Genomic DNA, 18,629 nt, shown 5'->3' with positions numbered 1-18,629 from the left:
CCGAGCTCACCCAGCAGGTTAAATTGAAGCGATCGCTTTCGCGCCCGAAGAGCCTCGGAAAAAGATTTTAAACTAAGGACCTGGTCGGATCTTCATTCCCGCTTCGGTGGCGATTTGCAGGGTTCTCCGGACCGGTAGTCCAGTATCATGTTCACCCGCTAAAGCACAACTCAACACTTCACAAAGACAGCAAACGCACTGCGCATAATAGAAGTTGAAACATTCGCAGCAGTCATTAACGTGCAGAGATAAATGTTGCAAGCACTGATTCGCGGACAAAATGAGATCAAGAAATCCCTTTAGACAGATAGTGAACAAAGGTGGGAATGCACACCACCGCTCGTTTTATTTGCAACTACGCCGTATCCGAGACGATCGAATTCGAAATCTGCTTCGCGGAATAATTTCTCGAGAAACCGAACGATCAATCTCTTCAAGCAGCGTAAATCTGCTGCGGCACGCCGCTTGCGGACGAAATCTTGCGATCGCAGCTGAACTGCTTCTTGGGTACGACGGGGCGTTTCCATTTCCAAACAGAAGCAACACTTATCAATCGCTCCTCAAGCCTCACTCTCTCAACGAGCTCCCGCCCCACGAAGAACTGACATTTACTATTGGATATCTCAATGGCTGGGCCGAAGAGGTGCAAGCGACGATCGGACTAATTTCCGAGTTAAGGCACATTGTGCATGCTAGATCGAAAGATGCTCTAAAATCGCTGCTTACTTTAGCGGAGCAGTGCGGCGCATCAAATTTCCTCGCAAAGAAAATCGCGTATATTGTTTCAAAGGACGCCAACCGGAATGATCTTTCCGAGGAGCTAGCCAAAATCGCCGGGCTACTCAACCAGAGCGAATACTCTGTTCCCTTCTTTTCGGCGATGGAAGCGATCGATAACGAATTTCCACTGATCAACGGCACCGCAAGTCGCGTTCAACTGGTCGCGAAGTATGTGAAGGATGACTTCCGTCAATTGCTGCCGTTACACAATATAGCTGCCGTGCCTGTCGCTCTGGCTGACGTTGGCTCATACCTGCGCAAAGCAAGCTCAATGTCGCTTGTGGATACGATAGTGGCTGTCCAGACAATCCGACATCTCAGCGAGCAGTGGCCAAGCTTGAACGCGACGATTGATCGCCATATGTCGCCGGCCCTCAGGGCCGCATTCGAACATTTTTCGGCCGTTGCGTTCAATGAGCGAGAACTATTCGACGATTGCCATCAAGAAGACGCAGATATCGTCTATTATCGCAGGTCTTGCGCTTTTCTCGAGTTTGCTAGGCCAGCAAAGTACAGGAGCTTTGTAGACAGAGTACTAGGTCCGCGATTCTTACGAACAATTTCAAACCTACAGCCCGCCATTAAAGACTACAAAATACCATCTCGAAAAGATTTGAATAAAGCACTTTTAGGTTTTGTCCGAGCAGACGATTATCTCAATATTCAAGCTGGCGGAAAATTCTTGCGAACGATTTACTTCCTCATATTTCTCCAAGGAGCGCGTGATCTCGCCGCTCTGGACCAGCGTGATATACGCTTCATCTTTGAGCATACGACAGGGCTCGCTGTTTTGATGACCGAGCACGAACTGGAACGCCTATACGGCACTGCGGATGAGGAATCAAAGCCGCTAGTCACGGTTCTCGCGTTAGCTCTCTACAAGGCGCGCTCAAATAACGATGACGTCGATTTCAAATTCCGACTAAATCTCTCGATGACAATTGAGGCGAGCTTTGCTGCGAGTATACCGGCGTTCTTCAACTGGCTATTGCCCTCCACTCCGGAAGTTGCAAATTTCCTTCTTTCTATCCTGGATCGACCAACTTTGCAGAAGATGTATTGGCTGATCAACAATCCGGATCAGGCTGATCGTGTTCGACAGGACATATTGCGATTAGTCGGCAAGCAGCGAGAGCGGATTGAGTATTATATCGAAGCTGACTCGATAGAAGCTCAGAGACAAGTCTCGAAACTACAGAAATACTTCGACGATAGCAGAATGTACGTAGACGGATTTGCGATGAAAACGTGGCTGGTTGAAAATCCAACTTCTTATACGCAACAATATCTTCGATTAATTGATCCAGGAGATAACGTTACTACTATCAAGGTCAAGAGCGTGAATAATGCGCAAGGTGCCGAAATCGTCGTCCTTGCGTCGTTCGATTACGTGCTGTTCGAGATCGCAAAGAACGCGTTTCACCAGTTTTGCACAAATACGAATTTCGGTATCGAATCATATCTTGGCAGGCGCATCCGGCACAACACCCTGACCGGCATCATGCGGGGGGGCGTGGAGTCGATTCTTGAGAAGCCGCAGTACCAAATTCTCACCTATGATGAACAATTCATGGATGCTTATCTTCGATGGCGCGATGAGTACCGTGAAATGATCGAGGATATGCGTAGAGAATTTCTTCAGTTCAAGACGCCGCAAAAACCGCGGGGCATTTTTAGATCTGAACTGAATGCTGAGGACGAAGGAACCCGAACAAACCTGACTGTGCTACGCAATATGAACCAATCGGCACGCAGCAGCGAGTTGTTCAATGACCTTCTTATTCGATTTTGCTGGACGGAAATCGACCCGCAATTGAAGGCTGCAGCTAAATACATTGGCGTTGAGCTGCTGAACAATGCTGTTTCTTCGATGGAATCGTTGCTAGGTGACTTCACCGATGATGCTCAGAAGCATTTCAGGCACGAGTTGCGCAACGCCGTTCACGAGAGATTCAGTAGGTTGTCGAGTTGGTTTCGCCAGCCAGAAAGCGGCTTTGTCAGCGCAAACACACGGCAGCTTGGCGACCTGATCGTAATTGAGGCTGTTGAGCGCCCGGATTCACGAAATCCAGCCATCAGCTGGATAGGCGCAAATGCCGATCTGATGATGGAGGGCCTTTCTGTTCATAGGATGTACGACTGTCTTTCCGTTCTTATTCGGAACGCTTTAATGTACGGAAACCCTGACGCGCCGATCAAGGTGTCTGTAGAGGGCCTGACAATCTCACAAGCCAACATCGCGCAGCTTATCGTTTCGGTCACCTCAACGCTGACCGACGGCGTTGAGAAGAGTGAACATCTCGCTCGCCTCGAGCAAAGTTTCAAGGATGATGATCTAGGTGCTTCGATGGTTAAGGAGGGATACACAGGGATTAAAAAAGTCAGGTACATCACTCAAAACAGCGAGGGACGAGCAACAGTTTCATACGCTCTTGAGGGAAATGATTGTACGATCTCATTCTTGCTCACTGTCGAGCTTGGTGAGGTGGGGAACAAGGAGGCCGCGTGAAAGTACTGCTTGTAGAGGATGAAGAGCATAAGACAGTTGATTTGAAAAACCGGCTTCGCGTTCACGGCGTTGCCGATTCAGACCTTACGTTTGCTCAAAGCGTCCGCGAAGCGGTCCTTGCGGTGGTAACGACAACCTTTGACCTCGTCGTACTTGATATGGCTTTGCCGACTTTCTCCAAAGTCCGGCCGGACGAGGGGGGAGGAGGATTAGCTCAAGCGGTCGGCGGAGTCGAAGTTTTGCGCGCTATGCAAGCTTCAGGAAAGAGAGCCGCGATCATCATTGTCACCCAGTATCCCGATATCATTTTGAACGGTGAAAAAGTAAAGCTGCAAAATGTCGCAAAGATTATATCTCAGCGATATGAGCAGAACGTTCTTGGAGGGGTATTGTATTCGTTCAACACACCGAAATGGGAAGCGGCCTTCGATGGCCTGCTAGGACTTCTTAATGCGCGTCGTAGTCTTTGAAGATGATCATAACAAGTTCGACTCGGTTCGAAATGCACTTATCGAACGGCGCGTGAACCGTAACAGCATACTGCGGGTGGAAAATGTCTCTCAGTTCGCTCTTCTCGGGGATAAGGACTTCGACCTTTGCATCATAGATATCCGGATGCCAGGTATGGATGGGGGTACCCGTAGAGCCTCGGGCCCAGAAATTCTTCGGATGCTTGATTATTCCGGCCGTCAAAGAGTACCTTTACTCGCTATCACGGCTTTCCCGGAGGAGGCCGAACGATACCGTGAACAGTTTGCCGCGAGAGGCTGTATAATCTACGATTTTGAGAATCGTGATGTATGGTCTCGGGCTTTAGACATCTTCCTCGCGCAAGCTAGAGACCGCGGTCGCTACGAGTTTGTGGTCGTGGCCGCGCTCAAAAAGGAACGCGACGCATTTGCTAGCGATCCAAGCTTCAAATTTGAGAGCATACAGCGCCACGGCCTTGATCTTTGGGATTGTGAGATTGATGGTCGACAAGGTGCAATTGTAAAACTTCCGCGAATGGGATTAGTAAACGCGACAGCGATCACGGCAAGAATTCTTGAACTGTACGCTCCGAGCGTACTTGCCATGAGCGGTATTTGTGCGGGGGTTGGGGATGCGAAACTCGGTCAACTCTTGGTCACAGATCTCTGCTGGGAATATCAGTCAGGCAAGTGGCTAGGTGATATTATGGAAGCCGAACCTTATCAGGTTAGTGTCGATCAGAATACACGAGGTACGCTCGCGAAATTGGTTGAGGAAACTGATCTTTTGAAGACACTGGAGAAAGAATATGCAGGCGAGGTGCGGCCGAGCATCAAATCTAACCCCAAGATGGCGATTTTCTCCAGCGGATCAGCTGTAATCGCAAGCGAAAAACGCCTTGAAGCTGTGAAGCAGCAACACCGAAAAATCCAAGGCATCGATATGGAAATATATGGATTTCATCGTGCGGCAGAGCTCTCCATAAATAAAGCAAATGTATTTAGCTGCAAAGTGGTGGTTGATAAGGCAAATGAATCAAAAGACGATGAATTGCATGAGTATGGGAGCTTCGTTTCCGCTCAATTCACAATCACAGCGTTACGTGCCCTTTTGAGCGCGAGATGATCGTAGGTTTAAGAATCGCAGGCCTCCTTTTTGGCTGCACTTTCAGTTGTGCTCCATGCAGCCAGGAAAAATGCGTTGCCAGTCTCCACATCGCCGATATCAGCCAGCCGTAACTCCTTGACCAGTTGATCCTGCACCGTCCGGTTCATCCGCTCGATGCGACCCTTGACCTGCCTGCAATTTGCGCGGAGAATCTCGATGTTTAGCTCTGAGAGCGCACGCCCGAACTGGGTCATGCCTGACCTGATGTGGTGGACGGCCTCCGCTCCCGGCATCGCAATATGCCAAAGTGTGGCAGTCGAAGCCACATCAGGAGAGGCGTCCATGGAGAAGGTTACCACAATTGGTCTGGATATCGCTAAGCAGATATTTCAGGTTCACGGAGTCAATGGTGCTGGCGCGATCGTGTGCCGCCGCAGGCTTCGCCGCGACGATGTCGTTGGATTCTTCAAGGCATCGCCGCCGTGCCTGATCGGAATCGAGGCCTGCGCGACCGGACACCACTGGGCTCGGGTTCTCATGGCACTGGGTCACGAGGCTCGGTTGATGCCGGCGTCTTACGTCAAGCCTTACGTGAAGCGGCAGAAGAACGATGCGACCGACGCCGAGGCGATCTGCGAGGCGGTGACGCGGCCAACTATGCGCTTCGTTCCGGTGAAGAGCGAAGAGCAACAGAGTGTGCTGATGCTGCATCGGGTCCGCGAGCTTTTGATCCGGCAGCGGACAATGCTTATGAACGCCTTGCGCGGCCACTTGGCCGAGTTCGGCATCGTGGCGCGACAAGGCATTGCCGGCGTCGGAATGCTTATCGCGTTGGTCGAAGATGGTGATCACGATGTCATCCCGCCGCTGCCATTTCGCCGCGACCGCTCAACGCTACGATGCTTCCAATGGTCCGATCTTGGTGCTGCAGGACACGACCGAGTTTACCTATCAGCGCCGCAATCCGCATGCCGTTGGCTTTACGAAGACCGTCAACAGTGGCCGTGACAAACAGGAGCGGCTGCGCCACCATACGGTCTGCGGGATATTGATGCATTCGAGCCTTGCGGTGACCTTGGATGGGCTACCCTTAGGGTTGGCAGCCGTCAAGTTCTGGAGCCGCGACAAGTTCAAGGGTACGGCTCAGCTCAAACGCAAGGTCAATCCGACACGTGTTCCGATCGAAACCAAGGAAAGCATCCGTTGGCTTGAAAATCTGTGCCAATCCCTCACGCTTCTCGGTCAGCCAGACCGATGCATTCATGTAGGCGATCGCGAAAGTGATATCTACGAACTCTACTGCCTGACCAAGGAGCTTGGCACGCACTTCGTCGTGCGCACCGTCGTCGACCGGCTGGCTGGCAACGGGGATCACACGATATCGGCTGAAATGCGCGATGTTGAAACTGTCGGCCGGCATCTCATCGAAGTTCGCGCCGACACCGATGAGGTCACCAAAGTCCACCTGGACATCCGATTCAAACGGATCCGGGTGCTGCCGCCCATCGGCAAGAAGAAGCGATACCCTGCTTTGGACCTTACCGTCATCCACGCGGTAGAGCCCGACCCTCCGGCCGGCCGCAAGCGCATCGAGTGGAAGCTATTGACGGATCTTGAGGTGCATAGCTGCGAGGAGGCAGTCGAAAAAATCAAATGGTACGCGATGCGCTGGAAGATTGAGGTCTTCCCTAAGATCCTCAAGTCCGGTTGCCGGGCTGAAGATGCAAGACTACGAACGGCCGATCGACTGGCAAACCTCGTCGCCGTGTTTTGCATCATGAGCTGGAGAATGCTCTGGTTGACAATGCTCGCGTGCACAGCGCCCGAAACACCGCCAACCGCGGCCCTCACCGAACAGGAAATTGAAATCCTCGATCAAATGGTCAGCAACGCAGGCAACCGGCAAGCGACGCCGGGATCGCTAAACTTCTATCTCACCAAACTCGCTCGTTTAGGTGGTTACCTTGCAAGAACATCAGATCGTAAGCGGTTAGCTGATGGCGTCAGGCCTGAAGTTCCATGGCATAAGCGCCTCGAGCTCGGATACTGGCCAGCCTTTAGCGATGCGGGTCAATGTCTGGGAGAGCCAGTCGAGCGGGTCAACATTGTTCATTTTGGCCGTCTGGAGAAGCGTGGCCAGCGTCGCCCATGTCCGTCCACCGCCCTCGCTACCGGCGAATAGACTGTTCTTCCTCGTGATCGTTTGGGGCCTGATTGCGCGCTCGACGATATTGGAGTCAATTTCGATCCGGCCGTCCGTCAGGAAGCGCTCCAGTGCTTCGCGCCGGGTGAGCGCGTAGCGGATAGCTTCGGCGGTCTTGGACTTGCCAGAGACCTTGCCCAGTTCCTTTTCCCAAAGATCGAAGAGGTTGGCGACGATGGTCACCGACTTCTTCTGACGCAGCGTGGAGCGGCTGTCGGCATCCCGACCGCGGGCCTCATCTTCGATGCCCCACAACTCGGTCATCGCGACGATCGTGTCCGTTGCGGCCTTGGAGACACCGCTGATGTGAAGATCGTAAAACTTGCGGCGAAGATGCGCCCAGCACCCTGCGAGCTGGATCGTTTCATTGCTGCCGGCTTTGGCACGCGTCTTGGCCAGACTGGTATAGGCCGAGTATCCGTCAACTTGCAGGATGCCGTTGAACCCGGAGAGATGATGCGCCACGCAATCTGCGCCCCTACTATCCTCAAACCGATAGGCCACCATCGGCGGACTGGTTCCACCAAAGGGTCTATCATCGCGAGCATAGGCCCAAAGCCAGGCTTTCGTCGTCTTGCCCGAACCCGGTGCGAGGGTAGGCAATGTCGTCTCGTCGGCGAAGACCCTGTCGCCCTCCTTGACGCGCTCAAGAATGTAGTCGGCGCATATCTGCAGTTCGAAGCCCAGATGCCCCATCCACTGGGCCATCAACGATCGGCTGATCTCGACACCGTCGCGTAGATAGATTGCCTCCTGCCGGTAAAGCGGAAGGCCGTCGGCGTATTTGGAGACGGCGATATAGGCGAGCAGCCGTTCTGTTGGCAGGCCACTTTCAATGATGTGTGCCGGTGCCAAAGCCTGGATCACGCCATCGTTGCCCCGGAAGGCATATTTGGGGCGACGCGTCACGATGACCCTGAACTGAGGCGGCACGACATCCAATCGTTCGGAGCGATCCTCACCGATCAGGACCTTTTCCAGCCCCTCGCAGCCGGCCGGGATCTCTGGCTCGATCACTTCCTCGATGCGTTCGAGATGAGCGGCAAAACCCTTGCGCGGACGTGGTGCTCGTTTCGGCTTGTCTTTGGCCGCGTAATCAAGCTCGCTCTGGATTGCCGAAAGGCCGGTCTCGACTTCCTCGAAGGCAAAGGACACCTGCTCGTCATTGACGCCAAGGCGCAGTCGCTCGGAACGGGTGCCGTGTTGGGTGCGCTGCAGAACCTTCAGGATCGATGTGAGGTTGGCAATCCGCTCGTTGGCACTCTTCTCCACCGCTTCCAACCGGGCGATCTCGGCTGCCGCGGTGACAAGCCGGGCTTCCTTCGCGGCCTGTTCGCGGGCCAGCGCAAGAACCATCGCTTTCAGCGCGTCAACGTCGTCCGGCAGGTCGTGAAGGGGCAAATCCATGGGAATGAGTAGAGCACAAAAACAGCCGTTTTCCCAACCATTACAGCGGCATGATTCATCTTGCCGCAGGCGCTGTCAGCCCGTCAACAAGGGTCGCCTGACCTTGGTCGGGCGGATCTTTTTCCAATCCATTCCGGCCAGCAACGCCATGAGCTGAGAATGGTCAAGACGTATCCGTGCCGCCGATATGCCCGGCCAGCAGAAGCCTTGATCTTCCAGGGTTTTCAAATAGAGGCAGACCCCGCTGCCATCCCACCACGCGATCTTAATTTTGTCTGCCCGTTTCGACCGGAAGACGTAAAGCGCGCCATTGAAGGGATCGAGACCGCCATCGCGCACCAGCGCCATCAAAGACGCGGACCCCTTGCGGAAGTCGACTGGCTGGCACGACACATAGACCACAACACCAGACGCGATCATGCCTTGCGAACCGCCCGCAGAACCTTCACCAGGTGATCGGGGTCAAAATCGCCGCCGACGCGCACCACCATATCTGCAATGACAATATCTACCGAGCCGCTGCTTACCGTTTCAACGCGCGCGAACTTGATCTGCTTGCCCGTTTCCTCCGTCAGCGGCGCAACAACTCCCGATGCCAGTGCCTTGCGACGCCACCCATAAAGCTGCGAGGGATCCAAGCCTTCAGACCGGGCAACCGCCGAGACATTGGCCCCAGGCTGCAGCGCCGCGGCGACGATCCGCGTCTTTTCGTCATCCGACCATTCCCGGGGCTTGCGTCTTTGTCGCACGGGCTCAGCCGTCAAAACCTCAAAGGTTCGATGGTGATTCACAGTATCGCTCATAGGATTCTCCGCATGATTCATGCAGAAAATCGCTGATCAGCAGTCCGAAAGATACGTGGGATGGCCTACGCGCTTACATCAGATCCGCCACCGGGAAATACGGTCGTCTGGCGCGGCCTCAGCCGGCTGACAGACATTCGCCTCGGAACCGAAATGGCGGCCACACTCAGATGTGGGTAATTGCAAGCTACGCCGAATGCTTACCTTAAATGCGAAAGTCTGACTGCCAGTCCCACTGTAAAGAGTGGGACTGGCTGCTTCCAGTTTTTCCGACAAAGTCAACGAGACCTACTGAACTTACGTGCGTTCGAGCGGTGCCAATATCTAAATGTCACGCGCTGGGAGTGCGGGCCATCAACGGCTATGACTTTACCCTGATGGCCTGACTCTGGCGGGTCCTAGTCCGCATACTGTAACTGGCACATCCGTCTTTACAGAAAGGCGTTCGAAACCTCCCCAGGATCGATTCTTCGCAAGCCGTATCTCGCCCTCCTCGGGAACCGGCTCGTATTCGAGCAACCCTCGGAAGGACAGTGTAGGGCGAGACACTTCAGGGACGAAGATGGACATACCGACTTACGGTCCTTCATTCGCTTTTTAAATTTTTCGACGTGGAATGGACGCAGCGTATGTATTCATCGATGAGAGATAGCTATCGACGCGTTTAAGTTCTTGAAGAGCAGCCTTACGGTCATGGCTTGCCAGAAGCCCACAAAGGACCTCCGAAATTGCCAAGGCTGGCGTGAGTGTGTGGAAAAAGGTGTGGCTCTCGGTCGGGAAAAGAACCGAGTGTTCCGCGATCGCTACGAGAGGAGAAACCTCGCTATCAGTGATTGCAACGACCCCCATTCCTTTTTCAAGGGCTGTTTCCGCGATTTCCAACGTGTAACGGGAGTAGGGATTTATGGATATAGCAAGCAGAATATCATCGGCGGTTGCGCGAATAAGTGCATCGCCTCCCGTACCGGCGGGACCATCTAGATGCACGGTCTTTTCGCCCAATAACGTCATCACATAGTGAAAGTGCCAAGCTACAGAATGACAGGACCGTAGCCCGAGAACGTAGATCCTACGGGCTCTGGCTAACCGCTCTGCTAACTGGCTCAGCCTGGAAAGCGCCTCAGGTTCACAAAGCCGGCCTATCTGTGCCGACAGGCTTTGGAGCATGCGATGCGCCAAACCCTCACCACTCGTTCCAGCTTCGTCTCCTTGCATCGCGCGGGCGGCGAATCCATCCGCGCTGACCCGAATAACATCGGCGTGCTGGCCGCGAAGGTCTTCGTATCCGGAGAAACCAAGAAACTTTGCGAGGCGCGTCATGGTGGACGGCTGAACGCCCGCATTACGCGCCAACTCTCGCATGGAAACGAGTGCTACCTCCTGCGGATGTTCGAGAATGTGACGTGCTGCCTGCTGTAACTGCTCAGACATATCGTCAAACCGCTCAATGATATGAGCGTGGAGAGGACCCTTTTGCAACATTTGCCTCACAATGGCTATGATAAATCAACCGGACCATCCCTCCGGCACGCGCAAAAGTCAAACTCAACAAACTCTATAGTCGCGAAATTGCCTGTATCCTGCCGGATCGGGTCGAAAACAAATGCATCAGATATTGATCGTGTAAAACACTTGTTGCAATTTTTTGCGAAAACTGCAAATCAATAGACATGAAGCGCCGGAGCGTCGGCCACAATCAGCCCGAGATAAGTATGACCAAAATTCTCCATCGTTCGATCGGTACAAATTTGCCCAGAGCCGTTGGCGGCGACGGGATCCACATCAGCGACAGCGAAGGCCGTAGCTATATCGATGGCTCAGGGGGGGCGGCTGTGAGCTGCCTTGGTCACAACCATCCAGAGGTACTAGAGGCGATGAAGGCGCAGATGGGCCGGATCGCTTATGCTCATACCTCGTTCTTTACGACTGATGTCGCTGAAGAACTTGCTGAGCAACTTGTGAAGCTGGCGCCGAAAGGCCTCGACTATGTTTACTTGGTCTCCGGCGGTTCCGAAGCTGTCGAGGCCGCGTTGAAGATGGCACGCCAATATTTTGTGGAAATCGGCCAGTCTCAGCGACGTCATATCATCGCACGCCGGCAGAGCTATCACGGAAACACGATCGGCGCTCTCGCAACTGGTGGAAATGCATGGCGACGCGCGCAGTTCAAGCCGATCTTACCGGAGACCCATCATGTTTCTCCTTGCTACGCCTATCGCGATATGCAACCGGGCGAAACACCTGAGGCATACGCCGAGAGGCTTGCCACCGAGCTCGAAGCTAAAATTGTCGAGTTGGGGACCGACAAGGTCATGGCGTTCGTGGCTGAACCCGTGGTGGGTGCGACACTCGGTGCCGTGGGGCCCGTCGCTGACTACTTCAAGCGGGTCCGCCAGATCTGTGACAAGTACGGCATCTTGCTGATCCTCGACGAAGTAATGTGCGGCATGGGACGCACTGGTACGATTTTCGCGGTGGAACAGGAGGGGATAGTTCCCGATCTGTTGACCATTGCGAAGGGCTTGGGCGGTGGTTTTCAGCCGATTGGCGCAGTGCTCCTATCTGAAAAAATCTATCGTGCATTTGCGGAAGGATCAGGTCTGTTCCAGCACGGACATACCTACATCGGTCATCCTATTGCTGCGGCCGCCGCCAACAAGGTGGTCGAGATCCTCAAACGTCCGGATGTCATGGCCAACGTCATCAAGATGGGCGAACGGTTCCAGGCGGGACTTGATGCCGCGCTTGGTCAATCTCCCTACGTTGGCGACATCCGTGGTCGCGGCCTTTTTCGTGGTGTGGAAATTGTGGCGGACAAGGATACGAAAGAACCTTTTGACCCCACTCGCACAATCCATTTCAAGATCAAGAAGGAAGCAATGCAACGAGGTCTGATGTGCTACCCGATGGGGGGAACCATTGACGGGGTCCATGGCGACCACGTACTGCTGGCACCTCCTTACATCATTCAGCCCGAGCAGATCGACATGATTGTGGAGCGGCTTGCTGCGGCAATCAATGCCGCCATCGCAAGCTGAGGCGTTGCCATGAGTATCTCACATAAGACGAAATCGCATTGTCTGCCGATAGCCGACGAAAACTGGCCGGCCGAAATCGCGGATATGAGGGCAGGATTTGCGGGAGACCTCAATATATACCGCACCATGGCCCACCATCCGGCATTGTTGAGGGCCTGGGCTCCATTACGCCAGCATATCGTCAAAGGCAGCGCTTTGGGGCCGGTCCGGTCTGAACTTGTTATCCTGCGAGCGGCCCATCGGATAGGCTCTGCATATGAATGGGCACACCATGTCAGCCGCGCTCGTGCCTTAGGTATTTCGGATGCTCGAATTTGCGATTTGCGCGCCTCTCCTGTTGGAGAGGACGGGCTAATTGCGCGCGCGGTCGATGCTCTTTTCGATGCAGGACGCCTGACGCCAGATATCGAGCATGAGATTTCGGCAGCCTTGGGAAAACAAGCAGTATTCGACCTCATGGCGACGGTCGGGTTCTATTCTGTGCTCGGCTACATATTGATGACCTTCAACACGCCTATCGATGAATTCATTGCAGATGAGATCGCAAAGCGCTCGGTTTGAAATTATGAACAGAATCCAGTGATGACGAAACGGTGCTAAAGCCTGGCATGGCCTTTCATATGATGCCAGGTCTCTGGCTCGGCAACGTTGGGATTACGATAACGCAGAGCTTCGTGATTTCCGCCACCGGTTTTGAACCATTGACTCTTACCCCCGCAAACTGTTCGTCAAATAGAGGTTGATATCCAAGATGAAGATGCCAATCGACGAACTCACCTCCGAAGCCGAACGTGAAGCAGTCGTGCAAATGCGGCACGCGATGCATCGGGAGCCTGAGCTCTCAAACAATGAGTGGAATACTCAGAAGCGAATTATCGAGACGCTGGCACGTTTCGGTCTGACAAAGGTAAACAAGTTTCACAAGACCGGCGTGTACGTTGACATAGAAGGGGCCGCCGGCGGCCCTAAACGGTCGATTGCGTTGCGCGGCGACATCGATGCTCTTCCGATTCAGGAAGAACGCGATGACCTATCTTACCGATCTCAGGTACCCGGCGTTATGCACGCGTGTGGCCACGACATGCATGGGTCAATTGCGCTAGGAACATCCCTTGCGCTTCATCGCATGCGCGAGAACTTCTCTGGAAGGGTGCGCGTATTCTTCCAACCGGCTGAAGAAGCAGAGCCGCTTGGCGGGAGAACGGTCGTAGAAGAAAATCTCCTGGGAGGCTTCGACGCGGCAGTTGGTTTTCATGTTCGCACGGACATTCCTGCCGGCTCGTACGGCGCCCGCGCGGGCGCTGTGACGAAGTCGGCCGACCAGTTCTCTGTCGAATTTGCCGGCACGATGGCACACGGTGCTAAACCCCACCTCGGGGTGGATGCAATTGCCATAACCGGTGCGTTCATCAATGAAGTGCAAAAAGTCGTTTCGAGGGAAATTCCCGTTGACGATGGGGCTATCGTTACCATCGGCACCATTCATGGCGGGGAGGCTACCAACATCATCTGCCCTTTGGTGACGTTGACAGGCACCATCCGAACACGCAGCGCGGAGCGCCGGATGCTGCTCGTCGAGCGTGTGCGCGAGATTGCCGAGGGTATCGCCGCAGTACACAGGGGCCGAGCGAATTTTAGCTCACACGCCGGCGAGCCACCTGTTGTAAACGACGGGGCGATGGTCGCTCTTTTCCGGCAGATCATCGTGCAATCCGTGGGCGAGCAAATGTTTGTTGAAGGCTCAGCCAGCTCCGGCAGCGATGATTTTGGCTTCTATGCCGGGTGTCTTCCGTCGATCTATTTCTGGTTCGGCAGTAAGGAGCCTGGCAACGAATCCGGCGTCCACACTCCGACGTTCGGTGTTTCCGACACAACTTTGATTCCGACGACAGAGGTAGCGATCAGATACTGCTTGGAGCTCTTGCGCTCGTAGATTGCTGACTGGCGTCCTAAATACCGCCCACGAGGAGCGCTGCGTAAGAGCGTCGACTTAGTGGTGATTTGGATGATCGCGACCGGCTACTCGGAATGCAGAAGCTGGTTATTGATCAATTGAACTGGGTAACAGTCTTTGAACAAGGAGCTAATTCATGCCTTCGCAAACCGGTGCTATTCTTGGTATTCTCGAGCTTGACGAAGGTTTGCAGCCAGAGAGCTATTCTACTGCTCCGCGCGATGGATCTCTGAGAATCCCTCGACATTTGGACGACCCATAATAACCGAAATGGTGAAAGGTGCGTTGGCTGAGGTTGTCATCCGAGGTGACACCTCACTTGAAACAACCTGCGTAGCCGCCGCTAAAAGGCTCGCAGAGCGAGGCGCCAGCGTAGTTGCCGCGGACTGCGGCTTTTAAATCCGTCATCAGGTAGCGATTTCCGCAGCAGTGGATGTGCCAGTGATAACCTCGAGCCTCCTCCTCATACCGAGTCTGCTTCGCCAACTAGCTCCTGGAAGAAAGCTCGCCGTCTTAACAGCTGATTCACGGCATTTAAGCGACGACCTCTTGGGTATCCAAGATGTGGTCGACCGCGAGCGGACAGTCGTAGGTGGGCTCCAAGACAGTGCGTATATGCGCAATGCATTGGCGCATCCCTTTGTACCGACCGATGTCGATCATATCGAACAGGAAGTTGGTGATCGGATTGCGGGTCTTCGTGCTTACCATTCCGAAATTGCCATGTTACTCTTCGAGTGCACAGGTTTTCCAATCGTCGCGAAAGCGCTGCGGCGCAAAACACGGCTTCCAATCTACGACATTACGGATCTTTGCAAACTGACGCTATCCACTGTGGTCAATCGGGATCTGATTTAGCTCTTCTGATAATATTAATAAAGGATTTAGAAATGAGCGCTGAGACGCTTCGGTTCGAACTGTCCGAATACAAAATACGCCTGAATAAGGCTCGCAACGCAATGGAGCAGTCCGGTTTGGATCTTTTGGTTGTCACCGATCCGGCGAACATGCATTGGCTTACCGGCTACGACGGATGCTCTTATTACGTGCCTCAGTGCGTGGTCGTGACGAAGAGCGATGATCCATTGTGGTTCGGGCGACGCATGGACGCAAACGGTTGTCGCCGCACCGCGTATATCAGCGAGGATAGGATCAGGTGGTACGGTGATGAATACGTACAATCCGATACTCTCCACGCAATGTCCGCTCTTGGTGAGATTATTTCAAATGAAGGGTATGGCTCGTCGATCATTGGTGTTGAGAAAGACAGCCCCTGCTTTTCTGCTGCCTCCTCCGAGGCCCTTGCTGCATCCTTGCCCAACGCGAGATTTCAGAAGGCCGATAGGCTCATAAATTGGCAGCGCCTCGTCAAATCACCTCGAGAGATCGATTATATGCGTGGTGCGGGGAAAATCGTTGAAGCAATGTATCAACGAATTTCGGAGGTCTTGCGCCCTGGGATCAAGCAGTCTGACGTGATTGCTGAGCTTTCGCTCGTGGGAACGCGAGGCGTCGATGGCTACTGGGGCGACTATCCGGCATGCGTGCCGAACCTAGGTGCCGGTGCGGATGCTTCGGCTCCGCACCTTACATGGACCGACCAGCCCATACGAGGCGACGAAGCCATTTTCTTCGAACTAGCAGGCGTGCATAAGCGCTATCATTGCCCGCTTTCAAGGACTTATTATCTGGGCAAGCCAACGCCTCAGGTACTCGACGCGGAAACAGCAGTTCTGGACGGTATGGAAGCTGGTCTTGAGAAAGCGGTTGCTGGAAATTGCTGCGAAGACATTGCGAAGGCCTACGCGGCGGCGTTGGCGCGGTATGGGTTCGAGAAGACGAGCAGGTCGGGATACCCGATTGGCATCGGCTATCCTCCGGCGTGGGGAGAAAACTCTGCAAGCTTTAGAACGGGCGACACAACGGAGCTGCGGCCAGGAATGGCGTTCCACTTTATGTCCGGATTATGGTACGGCGACTGGGGAATCGAAATCACAGAGAGCTTTCTTATTGCCGAGGGTGGCGTCGAGTTTCTCTCGAGTGTTCCTCGCAAGCTGCTTGTTATCGACTGATAGCAGGAGCTTCAGAATGCAATTGACAGAGGAGCATTGTCGCGGAATGCACCCCAACCGGTACACGGATGAACGCTGCGCATCTGCGGCATCTTGAGAATATGGGCTCGCTCCGTTAGGGCCTGGCCCTGACATGCAGCCCCCGGCGTTGCGAACAAGGGCAGCAATCCTTGGCCTCCCATCACAGGCTGCAATCTGCTCCTTGTGCAGTCAACGGAACACTTGAATTGCGGCTCAGCGCTGGATGCTCTTCGGTCCTTCGAAGCGAAGAGGCGGGGCGGAAATGCATCTGGCGCAACTCAAGGGGAGATTGTGAATAAGATCTGTGAAAGCCCGCAGGCCGCCCTCGACGGCGTGATTTTCGACGGGATGTTCATCGCGGCTGGAGGCTTCGGCCTCTGCGGCATCCCGGAGCTGCTGATCGATGCCATCCGTGAGGCTGGCGCCAAGGATCTGACAATAGCTTCGAACAACTGCGGCGTTGATGACTTTGGCCTTGGCGTGCTGCTGAAGAGAAAACAGATCCGTAAGATGATCTCGTCTTACGTTGGCGAGAACGCGGAGTTCATGCGGCAGTATCTGAGCGGTGAACTTGAGCTCGAGTTCAATCCGCAAGGCACGCTCGCCGAACGCATGCGGGCAGGGGGCGCTGGGATCGCCGGCTTCTACACCAAGACTGGCGTCGGTACGGTGGTTGCAGAAGGCAAGGTGCTCAAGAGCCGTGCTGTCGCGAGCCGGTGTCGAGGCAGCCGAGGTCGATGAGGTCATTCTCGGGCAGGTGCTGGGCGCAGGCGAGGGACAGAACCCGGCCCGTCAGGCGGCGATGAAGGCAGGCGTTCCGCACGAGGCAACCGCCTGGGGTATGAACCATCTCTGCGGCTCCGGCCTGCGTGCCGTCGCACTCGGCATGCAGCAGATCGCCACAGGCAATGCCAGGATCATCGTTCCCGGCGGCATGGAATCCATGTCTATGGCCCCCATTGCGGCCATCTGCGTTCAGGTGTGAAGATGGGTGATTTCAAATGATCGATACGATGATCAAGGACGGCCTGACCGATGCCTTCTAACGGCTACCACATGGGCATCACGGCAAAAAATGTCGCCAAGCAATGGCAGTTGTCGCGCGACGATCAGGACCAGTTTGCCCTTGGCTCGCAGAACAAGGCCGAGGCCGGGCAGAAGGCCGGCCGTTTTGCCGACGAGATCGTTCCCTTTGTGATTACCAGTCGAAAAGGCCATGGCGCGACGCTGGAATCGATGACCAAGCTGCGACCCGCCTTCGACAAGGAAGGCACGGTCACCGCGGCCAATGCTTCCGGCCTCAACGACGGGGCGGCGGCCGCGCTGTTGATCACCGAAGCGGAAGCTGCGCGCCGCGCCATTCAGCCCCTGGCGCGCATCGTGTCGTGGGCAACGGCCGGCGTCGATCCGAAGATCTTGGGCGACGTAACCGTCGATCAGGACGAATATATCCTCATGGTAAATGTGGTTAAAAGCGGCGAATATCTCGCACCCTGATGCTCAGGTCGTAGATTTACAAGCGAGATGATGGCATTAGATGCTGCGATCTCTGGGTTTGGTATCGCACTTAGCAGCAGAATTGCTGCAATTGACATAGAGGCCGGTCGATTGGTTAGGCTATTCTCAGATCAGCCCCCATCCGACCGGGATTTCAATACTATCTCGTTCGACTAAATGACACGAAGCCCCGCAAGGAAGTCGCAAAGTTTTGTAATTGGCTGCGTGCAAATAGCAGACCTTGATCCCTCAGTAATTCTCGCCGCTGTAACTTATCCGCCGCTGAAAATCAGATTTCCTCTGAACCGGAACATTAGCGGCACTTGCCTCAACGAATAAGTTAGCACAGCTCCCGTAACCATCCGGTCAGGATTGGTGAAGGCCGCAGATTATCCGGCTTAGCGTCAAGGGCGGCGGGATCCGCGAAGAGCCATGCCTTACCTCCGAGCGCCATCACCGTTCATTCTGCCCATGTCGGCAATGAAGTGGAAGTTCATTGCCGCTTGCATCCCAGGTCTGTGTTCGTCGCCTTTACGCGGCGGGTCTCAGATGTAGGCGATCGCCGCGGCGACGGGAGAACTGCGCGACAGTTTTGCCCGCTCGGTTTGAAGCCAGTCGTGCAGTTCGCCGAACATCCCCCTGCAGTATGCCGGTGAGTAAAGGAGCGCAAGGCCGGGTATTGTCGCCTATGGCACCGAAAAGCTAGTCAGAAGATCTCAGTACCCTATCGGCCGCTATCGCGTGCTTTTGGAGACGTTTAATGCAGA

At 54.4% G+C, this 18,629-nt stretch carries 12 protein-coding genes and 5 pseudogenes; 12 read left to right on the top strand and 5 right to left on the bottom strand.

Going from position 1 to position 18,629, the window contains the following annotated elements; all coding sequences use genetic code 11:
- Positions 1-310: 310 nt before the first annotated feature.
- Genes CUJ84_RS34065 through CUJ84_RS34055 form a run of 3 tightly spaced genes read left to right on the top strand, consistent with a single transcriptional unit; the run spans position 311 to position 4,885 of the window.
- Entirely contained in the window at positions 311-3,289 is a 2,979-nt protein-coding gene (locus CUJ84_RS34065) for a hypothetical protein (RefSeq protein WP_158687006.1), read from the top strand.
- Positions 3,286-3,759, top strand: coding sequence for a response regulator (locus tag CUJ84_RS34060; protein WP_105009905.1), 474 nt, complete (start codon positions 3,286-3,288; stop codon positions 3,757-3,759). Before CUJ84_RS34065 ends, CUJ84_RS34060 begins: the two co-directional genes overlap by 4 nt.
- Positions 3,740-4,885, top strand: a complete 1,146-nt coding sequence (locus tag CUJ84_RS34055; RefSeq protein ID WP_105009904.1) for a response regulator — start codon at positions 3,740-3,742, stop codon at positions 4,883-4,885. Before CUJ84_RS34060 ends, CUJ84_RS34055 begins: the two co-directional genes overlap by 20 nt.
- Positions 4,886-4,933: 48 nt before the next feature.
- Here CUJ84_RS34055 and CUJ84_RS34050 read toward each other — a convergent pair.
- Positions 4,934-5,124, bottom strand: a pseudogene (locus CUJ84_RS34050) (ISNCY family transposase); the annotation flags it as partial.
- Between the two features lie 85 nt (positions 5,125-5,209).
- On the opposite strand from CUJ84_RS34050, the pseudogene CUJ84_RS34045 reads away from it, so the two are divergent.
- Positions 5,210-5,731, top strand: a pseudogene (locus CUJ84_RS34045) (IS110 family transposase); the annotation flags it as partial.
- Positions 5,709-6,791: pseudogene (locus tag CUJ84_RS34040) on the top strand (IS4 family transposase); the annotation flags it as partial. The pseudogenes CUJ84_RS34045 and CUJ84_RS34040, both read left to right, overlap by 23 nt.
- 66 nt (positions 6,792-6,857) lie before the next feature.
- Here CUJ84_RS34040 and tnpC read toward each other — a convergent pair.
- The 4 genes from tnpC to CUJ84_RS34020 form a co-directional block, all read right to left on the bottom strand.
- On the bottom strand, positions 6,858-8,477 hold the full coding sequence (gene tnpC / locus CUJ84_RS34035; protein ID WP_105005954.1) for an IS66 family transposase: 1,620 nt from the start codon (positions 8,475-8,477) through the stop codon (positions 6,858-6,860).
- Between the two features lie 75 nt (positions 8,478-8,552).
- Positions 8,553-8,897, bottom strand: a complete 345-nt coding sequence (gene tnpB / locus CUJ84_RS34030; protein ID WP_105005955.1) for an IS66 family insertion sequence element accessory protein TnpB — start codon at positions 8,895-8,897, stop codon at positions 8,553-8,555.
- Positions 8,894-9,301, bottom strand: coding sequence for a transposase (locus CUJ84_RS34025; protein WP_245457544.1), 408 nt, complete (start codon positions 9,299-9,301; stop codon positions 8,894-8,896). The genes tnpB and CUJ84_RS34025 overlap by 4 nt, the downstream gene beginning before the upstream one ends.
- A gap of 576 nt (positions 9,302-9,877) precedes the next feature.
- On the bottom strand, positions 9,878-10,762 hold the full coding sequence (locus CUJ84_RS34020) for a MurR/RpiR family transcriptional regulator (protein ID WP_105009903.1): 885 nt from the start codon (positions 10,760-10,762) through the stop codon (positions 9,878-9,880).
- A gap of 230 nt (positions 10,763-10,992) precedes the next feature.
- On the opposite strand from CUJ84_RS34020, the gene CUJ84_RS34015 reads away from it, so the two are divergent.
- The 7 genes and pseudogenes from CUJ84_RS34015 to CUJ84_RS33985 all read left to right on the top strand — a co-directional run.
- Positions 10,993-12,318, top strand: coding sequence for an aspartate aminotransferase family protein (locus CUJ84_RS34015; RefSeq protein WP_105010024.1), 1,326 nt, complete (start codon positions 10,993-10,995; stop codon positions 12,316-12,318).
- 9 nt (positions 12,319-12,327) lie between these two features.
- Positions 12,328-12,879 carry a carboxymuconolactone decarboxylase family protein gene (locus CUJ84_RS34010; RefSeq protein WP_105009902.1) on the top strand — a complete coding sequence of 184 codons (552 nt, stop codon included), beginning with the start codon at positions 12,328-12,330 and terminating at the stop codon, positions 12,877-12,879.
- A gap of 190 nt (positions 12,880-13,069) precedes the next feature.
- A complete protein-coding gene (locus tag CUJ84_RS34005) occupies positions 13,070-14,251 on the top strand; it encodes a M20 family metallopeptidase (RefSeq protein ID WP_105009901.1) in 1,182 nt (393 codons plus the stop codon).
- A 570-nt stretch (positions 14,252-14,821) separates the two neighbouring features.
- Positions 14,822-15,130, top strand: coding sequence for a hypothetical protein (locus tag CUJ84_RS39060; protein ID WP_245457630.1), 309 nt, complete (start codon positions 14,822-14,824; stop codon positions 15,128-15,130).
- A 32-nt stretch (positions 15,131-15,162) separates the two neighbouring features.
- Positions 15,163-16,344, top strand: coding sequence for a M24 family metallopeptidase (locus CUJ84_RS33995; protein WP_105009900.1), 1,182 nt, complete (start codon positions 15,163-15,165; stop codon positions 16,342-16,344).
- A 369-nt stretch (positions 16,345-16,713) separates the two neighbouring features.
- A pseudogene (locus CUJ84_RS33990) lies at positions 16,714-17,061 on the top strand (CoA transferase subunit A); the annotation flags it as partial.
- Positions 17,060-17,787 (top strand): annotated as a pseudogene (locus CUJ84_RS33985) (acetyl-CoA C-acetyltransferase); the annotation flags it as partial. The pseudogenes CUJ84_RS33990 and CUJ84_RS33985, both read left to right, overlap by 2 nt.
- Positions 17,788-18,629: the final 842 nt, after the last annotated feature.

The sequence above is a fragment of the Rhizobium leguminosarum genome (assembly GCF_002953715.1).
Classification (GTDB): domain Bacteria; phylum Pseudomonadota; class Alphaproteobacteria; order Rhizobiales; family Rhizobiaceae; genus Rhizobium; species Rhizobium leguminosarum_V.
The sequence above is the reverse complement of the archived record's forward strand: the minus strand, read 5'-3'. Positions and strand labels throughout refer to the sequence as shown.

Coding starts and splice junctions, on each gene's coding strand:
- CUJ84_RS34025 (WP_245457544.1), bottom strand. CDS start 9,301: ATGAATCATGCGGAGAATCCTATGAGCGATACTGTGAATCACCATCGA.
- CUJ84_RS34020 (WP_105009903.1), bottom strand. CDS start 10,762: ATGTTGCAAAAGGGTCCTCTCCACGCTCATATCATTGAGCGGTTTGAC.
- tnpC (WP_105005954.1), bottom strand. CDS start 8,477: ATGGATTTGCCCCTTCACGACCTGCCGGACGACGTTGACGCGCTGAAA.
- tnpB (WP_105005955.1), bottom strand. CDS start 8,897: ATGATCGCGTCTGGTGTTGTGGTCTATGTGTCGTGCCAGCCAGTCGAC.
- CUJ84_RS34010 (WP_105009902.1), top strand. CDS start 12,328: ATGAGTATCTCACATAAGACGAAATCGCATTGTCTGCCGATAGCCGAC.
- CUJ84_RS34055 (WP_105009904.1), top strand. CDS start 3,740: ATGCGCGTCGTAGTCTTTGAAGATGATCATAACAAGTTCGACTCGGTT.
- CUJ84_RS34015 (WP_105010024.1), top strand. CDS start 10,993: ATGACCAAAATTCTCCATCGTTCGATCGGTACAAATTTGCCCAGAGCC.
- CUJ84_RS34005 (WP_105009901.1), top strand. CDS start 13,070: ATGAAGATGCCAATCGACGAACTCACCTCCGAAGCCGAACGTGAAGCA.
- CUJ84_RS33995 (WP_105009900.1), top strand. CDS start 15,163: ATGAGCGCTGAGACGCTTCGGTTCGAACTGTCCGAATACAAAATACGC.